Genomic DNA, 16,304 nt, shown 5'->3' on the forward strand with positions numbered 1-16,304 from the left:
AAACCACATCTCACCGAGGTTTCTTCGAGATCCGCAACGACTTGGCCTTGGCTTCCACCACCAGGTACATCACCACGGTTATCAGCAGCGGCAGAATGAAATAGATCGCCCGATAAGCGATCAACCCCGCCACCAGGCTGCCCCGCGATACTTCGTGCTGCAGCAGCGCCACGAACACCGCCTCCAACACACCGAGCCCGGCCGGGATATGGGTGATGACCCCGGCAATGGCGCTGATCAGCAACACACCAAGCACCGGCGGATAGTCCAGTTTGCTCGGCAGCAACGTGAAGATCACCGCCGCCATCAGCGCCCAGTTCAGTGCGCCGAGGGCCAGTTGCAGGATTGCCATGCGCAGCGACGGCAGAATGATATCCACGCCGCGAACCGACCATTTCCGGCGCCTGGAATACCGGCAGGCCGCCAGATATCCCGTGCTCAACAGCAGCAACAAAATCCCCACGTCTTGCAGTGCATTGCTGCTCACTTTCCAGCCTGGCGGCATTCGCATCAGGCCGCTGCTGAACACCGCGCCGGCAATTACCATGTAGCCGAACCAGTTGGTCGCCAGGCTCAGCCCGAGGATTTTTGCGATGTTGCCTTTGCTCACGCCGAGCCGCGAATACAGCCGATAACGCATGGCGACGCCGCCGACCCAGGCGCTCAGGTTGAGGTTGAAGGCATAGCTGATGATCCCCACCGGGAGGATCTGCCGCCAGGTCAGGTTCTGCCGGATGTAGGTGCGCCCGATCAGGTCGAAACAGGCATAGACCAGAAAGCTTGCCAGGGTCACACCTGACGCAATGATCAACGTGCGTACTTTGAAATCAGCCAGGGTATCGAACACTTCGTTCCATTCGATGCGCTGGGCGAGCATCGTGAACAATACGATCAGCGCCAGGAAAAACAGCATCGTCAGCGGCCTTTTCCAGCGGTGCCAGTGGTGTTTGCCCGGCGTGTCGGAGTGCGACGCAGGCTGCGCTTCGGAATGGCTCATGCCTTGGCGCTCCCGGGTGGGTGGATGAAGGGCTTCAGGCGCGGTTTATGCGCCGGCAACCAACCGGCCCATGCGGGGAAATGCCGCAGGAAGTGAAACACCAGAAAGCCGATGGTCATGTCCCAGATCCGCCCGCGAGGGGCTGTGTCCACCGACATGACCTTGCAATGGTTGCTGCTCAACTCGTCGAGACGCTCGTACAGATCGCGGTTGAAGGCACGGTCGCGGATCAGCACGTTGGCTTCCAGGTTCAGGGACAGGCTCAGCGGATCGAGGTTGCTTGAGCCGACAGTGCTCCAGTCCTCGTCGACCAGGGCGACTTTGCCGTGCAGTGGGCGGTCGCAATATTCGTAGATCACCACCCCGGCCCGCAGCAGGTAATCGTAGGTCATGCGCGCGGCGAGCCTGGCCACCCGCAGGTCCGGTTGTCCCTGAAGAATCAGGCGCACCTCGACCCCCCGGCGTGCCGCATTGCGAATCTCGCGCAGCAGCCGATAGCCTGGAAAGAAGTAGGCATTGGCGATCACCACGCGACGCCGGGCACTGCGCAGCACCTGCAAATACACCTCTTCGATATCGTTTGGGTGTTCTGCGTTGTCGCGATACACCAGCCGCACCTGACCGTCATGATCGCTGACCGCCAGTTCAGCGTGCCGCTGCCGGCGGCGCTGCCACCAGTATTTGGCCCGAGCCGGTCGACCGCTTTTTAGCAGGGCGAAATGATGAATATCGGCCACTGCCGGGCCTTGCACTTCAACCGAATAATCCTGCTTGGCCTCGGGGCCGAAGTCGGCCAGATGGTCGGCGGAAAAATTGATCCCACCGAGGAACGCAATCGTGCCGTCGACCACCACAATCTTGCGGTGCAGACGGCGGAACCAGTTGGTGCGGATGCCCAGGTGACGCGGGGCAGGGTCGAATATTTGCAGGTGCACGCCTGCGTTGCTCAGGGCGGCGAGGAACTCCGTGCTCAGTTCGCCACAGCCAAAACCGTCGAGGCTGACGGTAATGCGTACGCCGCGTTGCGCTGCTTCAATCAGGATCTGTTGAAGTTCGTTGCCGACCTTGTCTTCGAACAAAATGAAGGTTTCCAGGAGGATTTCCCTCTGGGCCTGGCGCAGCACTTCAAACACCCGTGGAAAGTACGCCTCACCGTTTTCCAGCAACTCGACCCGGTTGTTACCGTGCCAGCCGTATTCAACTTCAGTCACCGCAGGCTCGCGCACGGGGGGAGGAGGGGAGACGTGTTCGACCGTGGTTTTTTCCATCGATGGGCTGCTCATAACTCGATCTCCACCGACAGGGGCGCATGGTCGGAAAGGTGTGACCAGGGGCGTGCCGCCAGCACTTGCGGATGGCTGGCCTTGAGATGGCGCACGTAGATGCGGTCCAGGCGTAACGCCGGCAAACGCGCGGGGAAACTGCGCGCCGGTTTGCCATGCTGCTCGGCAAAGACCTCACGCAAACCGCAAGGCTTGAGCAACGCATCGGCGCGTTGGCGCCAGTCGTTGAAGTCGCCGGCGACCACCACCGGGGCATCTTGCGGTAACTCTTCCAGGCGTCGGATCAGCAGCTTGAGCTGTGCCGTCCGGTGGCTTTCGCGCAGACCCAGATGGACGCAAATGGCATGCACTTCCCGGCCATCGCCGGGCATCCGCAACACGCAATGCAGGACTCCACGGTTTTCATGGCCGCTGATGGACACGTCGAGGTTGTCGTGGCGAATGATCTGGAATTTCGACAACAGTGCATTGCCGTGATCGCCCGCCGGATAGACCGCGTTGCGCCCGTAGGCGAATTGCGGCCACAGGCTATCGGCAAGGAATTCGTACTGGGGCATCGCCGGCCAATTGTTGTAGCGCTGGGGATGCTGTTCGTGGGTGCCGTGGACCTCCTGCAAAAACACCACATCGGCGGACACACTGCGCACCGCTTCGCGCAACTCGGGCAGGATGAAGCGCCGATTGAGTGCGGTGAACCCCTTGTGGGTGTTGACCGTCAGCACGGTGAAGCGGCTCACGGCATTGATGATGGGTTGCTGTTCATCCGTTCCGCCGACCGGTTCGGGAATGCTCATGGCAGCGCTCCTTCGGCAACCGGCTCGCCGGGGGCCGTGACCAGGTCTTTGTCGAGATGCAAACGCTCAAGCAGGTGGCGGGCATCGAAGGGCGCGCGGACTTTGATGTCGTTATCGAAATAGCAGAACACTTCCCGGGATCTGCGAGTCTTGGGTTTTTGCCGGGGCGCGATCAATTGCGGATCTACCGGTTGCTGGCCGTGATGCCAGGCCTCGATCCGCTCGCTCCAGCGTTGCAGCGCTTGAGGGGTGTAACCGCTGGCGTAGAGTTCTTCGGCGCCGTGCAGGCGCAGGTAGACGAAATCGCTGGTGAGGTCTTCGCGATACGGCCATTTGCCGGCGGTGTCGGCAATCACCAACGCGGTGTTGTAGCGTTTGAGCAGCCGGACGAAGGCCGGATCGACAAAGCTTTCGTGGCGAATTTCCACGGCATGACGCACTGGTTTTTTGCCGTAGGCCTTCATGCTGGCGTGACCGTTCAGACGTGGTTCGTGCTGGCGGGCAAGGGCGGCGGCCTGTTCGGTGTCGTGGGGCAGTTGTTCAAGAAAGTGTTCGAACAGCTCCGGGTCGAATTTGAAGCTAGGTGGGAACTGCCAAAGGATCGGGCCGAGTTTTTCCTTGAGTTCCAGCACCCCGGAGGCGAAGAAATTCGCCAGGGGTTTATGGATCTCCCGCAAGCGCTTGATGTGGGTGATGAAACGCGGCGCCTTGACGCTGAACACGAAGCCCTCCGGGGTTTCGGCGTACCACTGGGCGTAACGTTCGGGGCGTTGCAGGGCGTAGAATGATCCATTGATTTCGATGCTGTTGACCGCCCGTGACGCGAATTGCAATTCGCGTTTGTGGGTCAGCCCCTTCGGGTAGAAGGCTCCCCGCCAGGGCGTGTAGCGCCAGCCTGAAATACCGATATGAATCGCCGCCATGTCGCCTCCCATCCTCGGACAGCCCTGTCTTTTGATGACTGCCGGGTGTGCGAGAAAGTTTCGACGGGGGTACGGACGGGCAAAAGATCGCAGCCTTCGGCAGCTCCCACAGGCGCGCAGGCGTTGCCGAAGGCTACGATCTTTTGATCTATCAGTGTCCGGCGACGATCCGGGCCGAACCTTCAGCCGGCTCGGCATACACTGGACCCAATCGATCGAGACGACCACTCCAGGCGGTCAGTGCCAATGCCACCAACACCACCAGGCCACCGATCCACGCGGTATGGATCAGGCCCATATGCGCCACGATCAAACCACCACCCCACGCACCACCGGCTATGCCGAGGTTGAACGCCGCAATGTTCAGGCCCGACGCCACGTCCACCGCATGCGGGGTGTGATGTTCGGCCTGACGCACCACATACACCTGCAGCCCCGGCACGTTACCGAACGCCACCGCACCCCAGACCAGCACAGTGACCAGGGCCAGCCATGGATTGGCTGCGGTGAAGGTCAGTGCGAACAGTACGGCGGCGAGCAGGGCGAAGATGATTTTCAGGGCGCCAATCGGGCCGCGCTTGTCCGCCAGCTTGCCGCCCCAGATGTTGCCGACGGCCACCGAGATGCCGTACACCAGCAGCACCAGGCTGACGGTGCTGGCGCTGAAGCCCGCAATGTCCTGAAGAATCGGTGCCAGAAAGGTGAAGGCGATGAACGAGCCGCCGTAGCCGACCGCCGTCATGGCATACACCAACAACAGGCGCGGTTGCTTGAGCACTTGCAACTGCTGCAACAGCGAAGCCGGTTTGCTGTGGGCGATGTTCTTCGGTACGTAGAGCAGGCTGCCGATGAAGGCGATCACACCCAGTGCAGACACCGCGAGGAAGGTTTCACGCCAGCCGAAATGCTGACCGATAAACGTCCCCAGCGGCACGCCAGTGACCAGCGCCACAGTCAGGCCGGTGAACATGATGGCAATTGCGCTGGCGGCTTTTTCCTTAGGCACCAGGCTGGTGGCGATGATCGAGCCAATTGAGAAAAACACCCCGTGGGCCAGGCCGGTGACGATCCGCGCAATGATCAGCGACTCGTAGCTCGGTGCTTTCCAGGCCAACAAGTTGCCGAGGGTGAACAGCACCATCAGCGACAACAGCAGCAATTTACGCGGGACTTTGCCGGTGAGGGCGGTCAGTACCGGCGCGCCGACGGCCACCCCGAGTGCATACAAACTGACCAGCAAACCGGCAGACGGCAGGCTGACGCCGAGGTCGGCGCCGATGGTGGGTAACAGGCCAACGATGACGAACTCCGTCGTCCCGATGGCGAAAGCGCTGAGGGTCAGCGCCAGCAAGGCAATGGGCATGGCTGCAACTCCGGTGGATTGATTGATGGAGCGCAGTGTCGGGGTTTGGGACGTGCGGAAAAATACAGGGATGGGCATTTGATATTTGCGTGCAGGTCAAATATCTCACGGCTGGTATTAAACCTTGTGGCGAGGGAGCTTGCTCCCGCTCGGCTGCGGAGCAGTCGCAAAGCCATACAGCGCGGTGCATCCGGGAGAAATTGGTTTACAGGTTTTGGGGGCGCTTCGCACCCCAGCGGGAGCAAGCTCCCTCGCCACAGGAGATTGAATCCTACAGGGGGGAGTGGCGGATCAGTGTGTTGCGTACTTCTGTAGTCGATTGCTGATCCAGCTCCAGCCAGAACTGCTGCTTGCCGGCGATCTCGGCGGCAGCCGGCAAGCCATCGCGATACACCAGCCGATTGCTCGCGAGCGCCGGCACTTTTACGCCCGGCAGCAAGGTGCCGGCGAGGTTCAGCGGATCCACCCCGCACACCGCGATCAAACTACCGTCATGGGGGCGCCGCCTGACTTCGCGCAACAACGGGATCGCCTCGGGCAGGGCAAACTGTTCGCCGGCCAAACCACTGACAAACCGCCCGCCACGAATCTCGCCCCGGGCCTCCAGCCGATGGAACGTGCGCAGCAATTCCCGCCAACTCGGCAACCAGTCCGCCTCGCGCTCCAGCAAGCGCCAGAACACCACGCCGTACCGGCGCAGCAAGGTCATGGCGATGTGTTCCAGGGTTTCTGTGGGTGTGGACGTCGGGCGTTGTTTATCCACAACCGGTTTATCCACAACCGGCGCGACCGCACTGCGGCGCAGCAAGGCCCAGCGCCCGGCGTCTTCCATCCCGCCGACAAACGCTCCACGCCCGCGTCGGCTGCTGCGATTCTGGCGTTTGCTGGCCGGGGTGATCAGCGCCCGCAACCCGGCGAAACTGTCGGCGTTGACCAGTCCGGCACCGACCAGTTCCTGCAAGGCGATTTCCAGTTCCGAGCGCAGCAGATGGGCCTCGTGCATCAGCTCATCGAAAAACAGCGCGCCGTGCTGGCCGAGTGCTGCATGGACCTTTTGTGTTTTGGGCGACAGCTCGTTGACCGGCGTCTGCTCGGTCAAGCTGCTCCACAACCCGACCTGATTACGCGGCAGCAGCAGAATCGGCGTGCTGCGCAATGCCGTGCCGGTGCTCTTGTTGCGCGCGGTCAGGCGGGTCCAGACCAGTTTGCCGCTGCGGCATAACTCATCCAGCCAGCTCGCCGAATAGTCTTTGAGCCGCGCCGGCAGAATGTCGCTGTCCCATGCCGAAGCGGCGGCGGGGTAGCCTTCGAACTGGCTGATGATCGCCGGCAACACTGCGCTGCCCTGGCCTCGGCTCACGGTGGAAAGATGCTGCCAGTCGAACAGGAAACGCATGAAATCCTGCAACGCCACTGGCTCGATTTCCCGGCGCAGCCGTTTGACCGTGTAGCGATGAATCCGCGCTAGCAGATGCCGTTCGCAACATTCCTCTTCGCGGGCGCCGGGGCTGAATTGCCCTCGCAGCACGTAACCTTCACGTTCCAGTTGGGCCAGGGCCTGAGTGACTTGAAGCGCCGGTAAACCGAGTGGTTCGGCAATCGCTTTCAGCGGCAATGGACCAAACGCACTGAGCCGCGCACGGACCACTTCCAGCACCGCTTCGTCCGGCTCCCAGGTTTCATCGAAACCGGGCAACGCCTCCAACGACGGAAACAAGGTGGCCTGTGGATAAATCGCCCGCAGGCAGGTCAGTCGCTCCAGTGGCAGCCACAGCGATTGCTTGGCGTTGATCTGCAAACGGCTGGCGCGGCCACTGTTGGCCAGGGTGTTCAGCCATTCGAGCCAATTGGGGTTGGCCCGGGCCTCGTCGTCGGTGATGCAGGCCAGGCTCATCAAGGCCTCATGCATTTCATCGAGGCCGGTTGGCGTTGGCCAGGCTTCGTCGCGCACCGCGGCAATCGCCTCGGCGTCCAGCGCACCGAGGTCGTCGGTGGACTGCGGATCGCTCCAGCGACGGTTGAGTACCGCCTGAGTACGGCGTTCTTCCAGCGGCGCGTCGTCGAGGAAGGTGTAGGGGCGGGCACTGAGGATTTCCGCCGCCAGTGGCGAAGGCGCCGGCAGGTCGCGGCTGATCACGCGAATATCGCCCTGTTCCATGCGCCGCAACAACGCCAGCCAGCCTTCGCTGTCCATGGCCTCGTGCAGGCAATCGTCGAGGGTTTGTTCCACCAGCGGATGGTCGGGAATCTCGCGCTCGCCGGCGAGGTTTTCCACGCAAGCGATCTGATCGGGAAACACGCTGGCAATCAGGTCTTCGCTTTTCATCCGCTGGATCTGCGGTGGCACTTTGCGGCCGCCGCTGTAGCGTGGCAGCGCGAGGGCGACCCCGGCATTCCAGCGCCAGCGCACGCCGAACAGCGGCGCCTCGAGCACCGCTTGAGTCAGGATATGTTCGGCGCTGTTGCTGTGCAGGTAGCGCCAGACGTCGTCCAGCTCGAAGCTGTGGCTGGTGGACAGCGACAATACGATGGCGTCCTCGCTGGCGGCGGCCTGCAATTCGAAGTTGAAGGTGCGGCAGAAACGCTTGCGCAGGGCCAGGCCCCAGGCGCGGTTGATGCGGCTGCCGAACGGTGAGTGGATGATCAATTGCGTACCACCGGACTCGTCGAAAAAACGCTCCATCACCAGTGTGTCCTGGGACGGCAAGGCGCCGAGGGTCAGGCGGGCTCGGGCCAGATAGTCGACCAGTTGCTCGGCGCTGGCGAGGTTCAGGTCGAGGGTGTCGGTCAGCCAGTCGAGGGCTGGTTGCAGATCGCCGGGTGTGGCGCCGAGCCGCTCATCGAGTTGCGCTTGCAGACGGGCCACGGCGAACGACAGTTCATTGCTGCGACCGGGTGCTTCCCCGAGCCAGAACGGAATGGTCGGCGGCTGGCCCTGAGCATCTTCGACCCGGACCTTGCCGGTTTCGACCCGCAGGATTCGATACGACGTATTGCCCAGCTGAAAGATATCCCCGGTGATGCTTTCCACCGCGAAGTCTTCGTTGACGCTGCCGATGTTCAGCCCCTGAGGCTCCAGCAACACGCTGTAGTCGGCGTTGTCCGGAATCGTCCCGCCGCTGGTCACGGCGGTCAGCTTGGCGCCCCGACGACCGCGCAAGGTGCGGCTTACGGCGTCCCGGTGCAGGTACGCGCTACGTATGCCCTGGCGACCGTTGTAGCCCTCGGCGAGCATGTGCAGCAACGCCTGATAATGTTTTTCGTCGAGCTTGGCGTAAGGCGAGGCTTTACGCAGCATCTCCAGCAACGCCTGCTCGTGCCATTCCTGGCAACTGACCTCGGCGATGATCTGCTGGGCCAGCACGTCCAGCGGCGCTTCGGGGATCAGCAAGGTGTCGAGTTCGCCACGGCGCACGCAATCGAGCAAAGCGGCGCATTCGATCAGGTCATCGCGGGTGGTGGCGAACAATCGGCCCTTGGGCGTGCCGCCGACCTGGTGCCCGGAGCGGCCGACCCGTTGCAGAAAACCGGCAATCGAGCGTGGCGAAGCGATCTGGCACACCAGGTCGACGTCGCCGATATCAATCCCCAGTTCCAGCGAGGCGGTGGCGATCAGCACTTGCAGCTCGCCGCGCTTGAGCCGTTGCTCGGCGTCCAGGCGAAATTCCTTGGCCAGGCTGCCATGGTGGGCGGCCACCGCGTCTTTGCCGAGGCGTTCGCTCAAGTGTCGGCTCAGGCGTTCGGCCAGGCGCCGGGTGTTGACGAAAATCAGCGTGGTCCGGTGTTCGCGGGCGAGGGCGGCGAGGCGGTCATAGACCAGCTCCCACACGTCGTTGGCCATCACCGCTGACAACGGCACGGGCGGCACTTCGATATCGAGATCCCGTGGGCGGGCATGGCCGATGTCGATGATTTCGCAGTCGCGATCACCGCCAACCAAAAAACGCGATACCGCCTCGATGGGTTTTTGCGTGGCGGACAGGCCGATCCGCACCAACGGTTGCGGGCAAAGCGCTTGCAGGCGCTCCAGGCTCAGGGCCAGGTGACTGCCGCGTTTGCTGGCGGCGATGGCGTGGATTTCGTCGACGATCACCGTTTGCGTGGTGCCGAGCATTTTCCGGCCGGAGTCGGAGCCGAGCAGCACGTATAGGGATTCCGGAGTGGTCACCAGAATGTGCGGCGCGGTTTTGCGCATGGCCGAGCGGTCTTTTTGCGGCGTATCGCCGGTGCGCACGGCAGTGCTGATCGGCACGTCGGGCAGGCCCATCAGGTGTAACTGCTCGGTGATGCCGGCCAGCGGGTTTTGCAGGTTGATCCGGATGTCGTTGGACAGGGCCTTGAGCGGCGAAACGTAGACCACCAGGGTTTCGTCCGGCAGGCCATCCGGGTTTTCCAGGCCGCGATGGACCAGATCGTCGAGCACGGCCAGAAACGCAGTGAGGGTTTTGCCGGAGCCGGTGGGCGCGGCAATCAGCGTTGAACGGCGCTGGCGGATCAACGGCCACGCCCGGGCCTGGGCGGCGGTAGCCGTCGCGAAGGTGTTGCTGAACCAGGCGCTGACGGCGGGGTGGAAACCGTTCAGCGCGCTGTCTGCGGGGATGGGCAGGTTCATGAACCAATTTATGCGGGTGGGGACGGGAAGTTGCAAGTACCGCTCAGGCTCTGTGTTGCTCCTGAGGCCAGTAGCGGCACCACAAATCCCCGGGAACTACACTTTACGGGTGACGGTTGCGCACTAAACCCGCAAAATGCAACGATTCCGGCAATTATTGAGGACATCGCCTGCGGGCGCTGTCGATAAAGCCATCGTTCCAATCAGACTGGGCCTGCTGACTCTATGCGAATGCGCCTTATGTTACTGGGCGGCGGAAATGCCCTTGGGCAGGCGCTGATTCGCCTCGGTGCGGAGGAAGACATCGGTTTCCTCGCCCCCCGCCCACCACAAGACGGCTGGGACGCCGCGAGCCTGACGCAACTGCTCGACGATACCCGTCCGGATGCGTTGATCAATCTCGCCTACTATTTCGACTGGTTCCAGGCGGAGACCGTCAGCGAACAGCGTCTGGCCGGGCAGGAGCGCGCCATCGAGCGTCTGGCCGAATTGTGCCAGCATCACAACATCGTGCTGGTGCAACCGTCGAGTTATCGCGTGTTCGATGGCTCCCGGGCGACCGCCTACAGCGAAAAAGACGAACCGGTACCGTTGGGCCTGCGCGGTCAAGCTTTGTGGCGCATTGAGCAAAGCGTGCGCGCCACTTGTCCACAGCATGTGTTGCTGCGTTTCGGCTGGCTGCTCGATGACAGCCCCGAGGGCACCCTCGGGCGATTCCTCGCCCGGGCCGAGAAAGCTGAAGAACTGCTGTTGGCGGATGATCGTCGCGGTAATCCGACGCCGGTGGACGACGCTGCCCGAGTGATCATTTCGGTGCTCAAGCAACTCGATTGTGCTGCGCCGCTGTGGGGCACCTACCACTACGCCGGGCATGAGGCGACCACACCGCTGGCACTGGGGCAGGCGATTCTCACTGAAGCGCGCGCCCTGCATCCGCTGGCCATCGAAGCGCCGACCGCCCAGGCTCACGCCGCGCGGCCCGACGCTGCCGAAGAACCGCAACACGCGGTGCTGGCCTGCAAGAAAATTCTGCACACTTTCGGGATCAAGCCCCGCGCCTGGCGCGCGGCACTCCCGGGCTTACTGGATAGGTTTTATCGCCATGGCTGACGGCCCTGTTTTAATCACCGGCGGCGCCGGTTTCATCGGTTCGCACCTGACCGATGCCTTGCTTGCCAAAGGTCATTCGGTGCGAATTCTCGATGACCTGTCCACCGGCAAGCGCAGCAACCTGCCGATGGACAATCCCCTCGTCGAACTGATCGAAGGCGATGTCGCTGATGCCGCCCTGGTGGCGCAGGCGATGCTCGGTTGCAGCGCGGTGGCGCATCTGGCCGCGGTGGCTTCGGTGCAGGCTTCGGTGGATGACCCGGTGAAAACTCACCAGAGCAACTTCATCGGCTCGCTGAACGTCTGCGAGGCCATGCGTCAGGCCGGTGTCAAACGCGTGTTGTACGCGTCCAGCGCAGCGGTCTATGGCAACAATGGCGAGGGCGAGTCGATCGACGAAGACACGCCCAAGTCACCGTTGACGCCGTATGCGGTGGACAAGTTGGCGAGCGAGCATTACTTCGATTTCTATCGCCGCCAGCACGGTCTGGAACCGGTGATTTTCCGCTTCTTCAACATTTTCGGCCCGCGTCAGGATCCGTCTTCGCCATACTCCGGTGTGATCAGCATTTTCAGCGAGCGCGCGCAGAAAGGCCTGCCGATCACCGTGTTCGGTGATGGCGAGCAGACTCGGGATTTTGTCTACGTCGAGGATCTGGTGGACGTGCTGGTGCAAGCCATCGAGAAACCGCAGGTCGAGGTCGGTGCGGTGAATGTCGGCTGGAATCAGGCGACGACCCTCAAGCAAATGCTTGAAGCCCTTGAAGCCGTAGTTGGCAAGCTGCCGCCCGTTAGCTATGGCCCGGCGCGTTCCGGTGACATCCGCCATTCACGAGCGAATAACCGGCGTTTGCTGGAGCAGTTCACCTACCCGGAGCAGACGCCGATGAGCGTTGGCCTGGCGCGGTTGTTGGGGCGCTGAGGTTTTACACAGTTGTGAAAAAGGCGCCTTGAAGGCGCCTTTTTCACGGCTGGAATTTGCGTTACCGCTGATGCAATCCCCGTGACGGGGGAGCTTTACTCCAGGTCGACCGCGTATCGGCCGCCATCAGATCTGAGTCTGCCCGTCACAACGCCTCATTCACCACCACGTGAACGTTCCTTAGAACTTGTAACCCAGACCGACCATGTAGATGAACGGATCGACGTCCACGTTCACCCGTGCGCGGGTGCCCGGAGCCACGGCGTTGTTTTCCACGGTGGCACGGGTGTCGATGTCGATGTAGCGCACCTGGGCGTTGATCATCACGTTGTCGGTCAGCATGTAGTCGGCACCGACTTCCCAGGCCAGGCCCCAGGAGTTTTTCGCGTTGAAGTTGCTGAAGCCATTGGCGCTGGCTTCGCTGCTGACGTGCTCGTCGTAGATCCAGGTGTAGTTGATTCCGCCGCCGACATACGGCTGGAATGCGGACTTGGCATCCATCGGATAGTAGACCAGGCTCAGGGTCGGCGGCAGGTGTTTCAGGGTGCCGAGTTTGCCGTTGGCGGCGCCGAGCGCGGTGCCTTTGAGCTTCACCTCATGCTCGAACGGCGAGGCCGCGAGCAGTTCGATCCCCAGGTGGTTGGTGATCATGTAGGCGAAGTTCAGGCCCAGTTGCGTGTCGCTGCTCATGGTGGCCTTGCCACCCAGGTCGGCGCCCTTCAGCGGGCCTTGATCGACCTTGACGCTGGAGCTGTCGGCTGTCGGATTGACGGTGATCGCACCGGCCCGAACGATGATATTGCCAGCCTCATGGGCATGGGTGAGCGGGGCTGCGAGCGCGAGGGCAAGCAGCGAAGCGCTGAGCAGGGACTTGTGCATGGGGGCTCCAAAGGACGTTAAAAATGCTTGATGTCCAATGGTAGGGATCCAACTGATACGGTCTTTTGACTCAGCTCAACGAAACAGTGATGGGCTGATTTTGAGGGCCTCATCGCGGGCAAACCCGCGATGGCAGTCTTGTAGGCGACAGATAACCACCGGATTCACTCCGGCAGTTCATACACATAAATCTTCTGCGCCTCCATCTGATACCCGGCATCCGCCAGTTCGCTGGTGGACGCCTTGACCTGCAACGCACCTTCGACCCAGTACGGCTGGTACAGCTCATCGAGCTTCACGCCGACTTCGCTTTTGACGTGCACGATCTGGTTCGACGGCGGAGGCGGTACGTGGATGCAGGCGCCGAAATACGGCACCAGCAGAAACTCCGTGGTGCGGCCTTCTTCACTGACCTCCAGCGGTACGATGTACCCCGGCAAGCGAATGTTCTGGCCATCGAGACTTTTCACCACCGGCGCGTTCGGCATGTCCTGTTTGGCGGCCGGGGCCGACTCCGCGGACAATGCGTCGCTCATCTTCGACAGGTCGTGCAGCGGCGTCATGTTCGGCACTTCCGGCGGGGCATCCGGCGGGATCATTTCCGACCAGGTCAGGTCTTTCGGCTCGGCCGCCCACAGCGGCAGAGCAACCAGCATCAACAGCGCAAGCAGAGCGCGGGGCATGTTCAACGTCCTCACAGGCGGATCGACAGGCCATCGGCCAAGGATTGGCGATAAGCGCGCCAGGCCGGCACGCTGCCCATCAGCAGCGCGGCGATCAGGATGCCACCGAGCAGCGTCCATTCATATTCGCTTGGCCAGGCCAGCGGCAGGTACAAACCGTAATTCGACTGCACGTAACCCTGCGCCACGGCGATGCCCACATACAGCAGCGCCACGCCGGCAATCACTCCCGACAGCGCCAGGGCAAACGCTTCCAGCACCAGTAAAGTCGCGATATGCCATGGCCGCGCGCCCACCGAACGCAGAATCGCCATCTCCCGGCGCCGCTCGTTGAGGCTGGTGAGAATCGCCGTGAGCATGCCGATCAACCCGGTCAGCACCACGAACAGCGAGACGACGAACAAGGCTTTTTCCGCCGTGCTCATCAAACTCCACAGCTCCTGCAACGCCACACCCGGCAGGATTGCCAGCATCGGTTCGCCACGGAATTCGTTGATTTCACGTTGCAACGCGAAGGTCGAAATCTTGTTGTTAAGGCCGAGCATGAACGCGGTGATCGCTTGCGGCGTCAGGTCCATGTTACGCGCCTGATCGGCACTGACCCGACCGTTACCCCGCGCCGGTACACCGTTGTGCCAGTCGATGTGGATCGCTTCCATGCCGCCGAGGCTGATGTGCAGCGTGCGGTCCACCGGGGTGCCGGTGCGTTTGAGAATGCCGACCACGGTGAACGGTTTGTCGTCATGCTTGACCAGGCTAATTGCCGCCACGCCATGGGCCAGCACCAGTTTGTCGCCGAGTTTGTAGTGCAGCGCGTCGGCCACTTCGGCACCGAGCACCACTTCGAACGGATCGCTGGCGAAGGCACGGCCGTCGGCCAGTTCCAGATGCTGTTGATGGCCGTACTGGTAATGCTCGAAGTACGCCTCAGTGGTGCCCATCACCCGATAACCACGATGGGAATCGCCGAGGGACATCGGGATCGCCCACTTCACTTTCGGGTTGTTGGCGAACTGCTCGAAGCTGTCCCAGCGGATGTTGTTGGTGGCGTTGCCGATACGGAATACCGAATACAGCAGCAGGTTCACCGAGCCGGAACGCGCGCCGACGATCAGATCGGTGCCGCTGATGGTGCTGGCGAAACTGGCCTTGGCCTCGGTGCGCACCCGCTCCACCGCCAGCAGCAGGCAGACCGACAGGGCGATGGCGAACGCGGTGAGGATCGCGGTGAAGCGACGGTTAGCGAGGCTGGCCATGGCTAGACGAAACAAATACATCTCAAACCTCGGACGGGGTGGCGGCGCGATTGAGATCGGCCAGCGACAGGTGGCGATCGAACAGCGGTGCGAGGCTCTGATCGTGGCTGACGAACAACAGGCTCGAGCCGGCTTCGCGGCATTCGGCGAACAGCAGGCGAATGAAGTTTTCGCGGGCGTCGTAATCCAGTGCCGAGGTCGGTTCGTCGGCGATCACCAGTTCCGGCTGACCGATCAGCGCACGCGCGGCAGCGACTCGCTGCTGCTGGCCGATGGACAGCGAATCGGCACGACGGCCCAGAATGTTTTCGTCTTTCAGGCCCAGATGGGCGAGCAGGGTGGCGGCGGCCTGATCGACGCTGCCGTGGCGTTGTTTCGCCCGCTCGGCGCGCAGTTTCGAGAAGTGACAGGGCAGTTCGACGTTCTCCCGCACCGACAGAAACGGCAGCAAGTTGAACTGCTGGAAGATGTAGCCGGTGTGATCGACCCGGAAGTGGTCGCGAGCCCCGGCAGACAGTTCAGTCAATTCCTGGCCGAGCAGCCGGATGCTGCCGCGATCAGGCTTTTGCACACCGCCGAGCAAGCCGAGCAGGGTGGTCTTGCCGCTGCCGCTGGGGCCTTTGAGGAACAGGGTTTCACCAGGCTCCAGGCGAAACGCCGGGATGTCCAGCAACGGTGGGTGACCGGGCCAGCTGAAGCCCAGGTCGGACAGTTCGATGAGTGCTTGGGTCATGTGAAACCGGTCAGGTTGATGGTGAACCCTGTGGGAGCGGTGTCGGATCAGAATTTCAGGGCGGCGGTTTTGGCCGTCACTTCAACCCCTTGCTGTCCGCTCGGACTGATCAGTTGTACCTGAATCTTCTGGGTAGCCGGGAACGTGTTGAAGACAGTCGCCAGGTCCAGGGTCTTCAGCGCGCCCGGGGCCGAGCAGCTGAATTGGTAACGGGCGTGGATTTCGCTGTGGTCATGTTGATGCTCGTGACCGTCCTTGGCTTCTTCATGCTCATCGTCGGCATCCGGTTTGTCACCGAACAACGGGCTTTCCAGCTCCTGGGTCGCGACCACGCAACCGGCGGCTTTCGGCAGGTTGAACAGTGTCAGTGGTTTTTCCAGTTGGGCACGGACGGCGGCGACTTTGGCCTTGTCGGCATCGGTGGTGGCGGCGTGCTCGAAACCCACCAGGTTCATTGCCGGGCTTTCCAGCTCCAGCTCCAGGGTCTGGCCGTCCAGCGCCGCATTCAAGCGACCGACGCCGTGTTCGTGGGCACCGAGGCTGCCGTGCTCATGGTCGTGATCTTGCTCGACAGCCGCGTGGGCGACAGCCAGCGGTAACAAGGCAAACGGCAAAGCGAGCAGCAGACGGCGCATGACGGGTCTCCGAAAAGTAAAATGAAAAATTTGTTATGTAATCTTATAACGAAAGTGCCGAGAGTTTGACCGTCTGCTTGGCGTTGTGCAAGACCCATGGGAGCATGCGAGTCA

General features: G+C 62.0%; 13 protein-coding genes. 2 read left to right on the top strand and 11 right to left on the bottom strand.

Annotation, left to right across the window (positions count from 1 at the left end):
• Window positions 1-10: 10 nt before the first annotated feature.
• The 6 genes from F475_RS14440 to F475_RS14465 all read right to left on the bottom strand — a co-directional run bounded on the left by F475_RS14440 (window position 11) and on the right by F475_RS14465 (window position 9,972).
• Complete coding sequence (locus F475_RS14440; protein ID WP_111454183.1) at window positions 11-997, bottom strand: lysylphosphatidylglycerol synthase domain-containing protein; 987 nt, start codon at window positions 995-997, stop codon at window positions 11-13.
• A complete protein-coding gene (clsB, locus tag F475_RS14445) occupies window positions 994-2,280 on the bottom strand; it encodes a cardiolipin synthase ClsB (RefSeq protein ID WP_111454184.1) in 1,287 nt (428 codons plus the stop codon). Before clsB ends, F475_RS14440 begins: the two co-directional genes overlap by 4 nt.
• Window positions 2,277-3,074 (bottom strand): endonuclease/exonuclease/phosphatase family protein, encoded by a 798-nt coding sequence (locus tag F475_RS14450; protein WP_018925674.1) that lies wholly within the window; start codon window positions 3,072-3,074, stop codon window positions 2,277-2,279. The genes clsB and F475_RS14450 overlap by 4 nt, the downstream gene beginning before the upstream one ends.
• Complete coding sequence (locus tag F475_RS14455) at window positions 3,071-3,997, bottom strand: DUF72 domain-containing protein (protein WP_111454185.1); 927 nt, start codon at window positions 3,995-3,997, stop codon at window positions 3,071-3,073. Before F475_RS14455 ends, F475_RS14450 begins: the two co-directional genes overlap by 4 nt.
• Window positions 3,998-4,148: 151 nt before the next feature.
• Complete coding sequence (locus F475_RS14460; RefSeq protein ID WP_111454186.1) at window positions 4,149-5,360, bottom strand: MFS transporter; 1,212 nt, start codon at window positions 5,358-5,360, stop codon at window positions 4,149-4,151.
• Window positions 5,361-5,631: 271 nt separating this feature from the next.
• Complete coding sequence (locus F475_RS14465) at window positions 5,632-9,972, bottom strand: DEAD/DEAH box helicase (protein WP_111454187.1); 4,341 nt, start codon at window positions 9,970-9,972, stop codon at window positions 5,632-5,634.
• Window positions 9,973-10,197: 225 nt separating this feature from the next.
• Here F475_RS14465 and F475_RS14470 point away from each other — a divergent pair, with 225 nt between their 5' ends.
• Together F475_RS14470 and F475_RS14475 are read left to right on the top strand one after the other, a co-directional pair.
• Window positions 10,198-11,082, top strand: coding sequence for a sugar nucleotide-binding protein (locus F475_RS14470; protein WP_032833719.1), 885 nt, complete (start codon window positions 10,198-10,200; stop codon window positions 11,080-11,082).
• Window positions 11,075-12,004 carry an NAD-dependent epimerase/dehydratase family protein gene (locus F475_RS14475; protein ID WP_111454188.1) on the top strand — a complete coding sequence of 310 codons (930 nt, stop codon included), beginning with the start codon at window positions 11,075-11,077 and terminating at the stop codon, window positions 12,002-12,004. Before F475_RS14470 ends, F475_RS14475 begins: the two co-directional genes overlap by 8 nt.
• Window positions 12,005-12,184: 180 nt before the next feature.
• On the opposite strand, the gene F475_RS14480 is transcribed toward F475_RS14475, so the two are convergent.
• From F475_RS14480 to F475_RS14500, 5 genes are all read right to left on the bottom strand, one after another.
• Window positions 12,185-12,883, bottom strand: coding sequence for an OmpW family protein (locus F475_RS14480; RefSeq protein ID WP_111454189.1), 699 nt, complete (start codon window positions 12,881-12,883; stop codon window positions 12,185-12,187).
• A 164-nt stretch (window positions 12,884-13,047) separates the two neighbouring features.
• A complete protein-coding gene (locus tag F475_RS14485; RefSeq protein WP_018925681.1) occupies window positions 13,048-13,566 on the bottom strand; it encodes a DUF3299 domain-containing protein in 519 nt (172 codons plus the stop codon).
• Between the two features lie 11 nt (window positions 13,567-13,577).
• Window positions 13,578-14,843 carry an ABC transporter permease gene (locus tag F475_RS14490; RefSeq protein ID WP_007933653.1) on the bottom strand — a complete coding sequence of 422 codons (1,266 nt, stop codon included), beginning with the start codon at window positions 14,841-14,843 and terminating at the stop codon, window positions 13,578-13,580.
• A 1-nt stretch (window position 14,844) separates the two neighbouring features.
• A complete protein-coding gene (locus F475_RS14495; RefSeq protein ID WP_019650853.1) occupies window positions 14,845-15,555 on the bottom strand; it encodes an ABC transporter ATP-binding protein in 711 nt (236 codons plus the stop codon).
• Window positions 15,556-15,602: 47 nt separating this feature from the next.
• Window positions 15,603-16,190: a DUF2796 domain-containing protein gene (locus F475_RS14500; protein ID WP_018925683.1), complete on the bottom strand. Its 588-nt coding sequence runs from the start codon at window positions 16,188-16,190 to the stop codon at window positions 15,603-15,605.
• Between the last annotated feature and the right edge of the window lie 114 nt (window positions 16,191-16,304).

The sequence above is a fragment of the Pseudomonas sp. URMO17WK12:I6 genome (assembly GCF_003253625.1).
In the GTDB taxonomy this organism is placed as follows: Bacteria; Pseudomonadota; Gammaproteobacteria; order Pseudomonadales; family Pseudomonadaceae; genus Aquipseudomonas.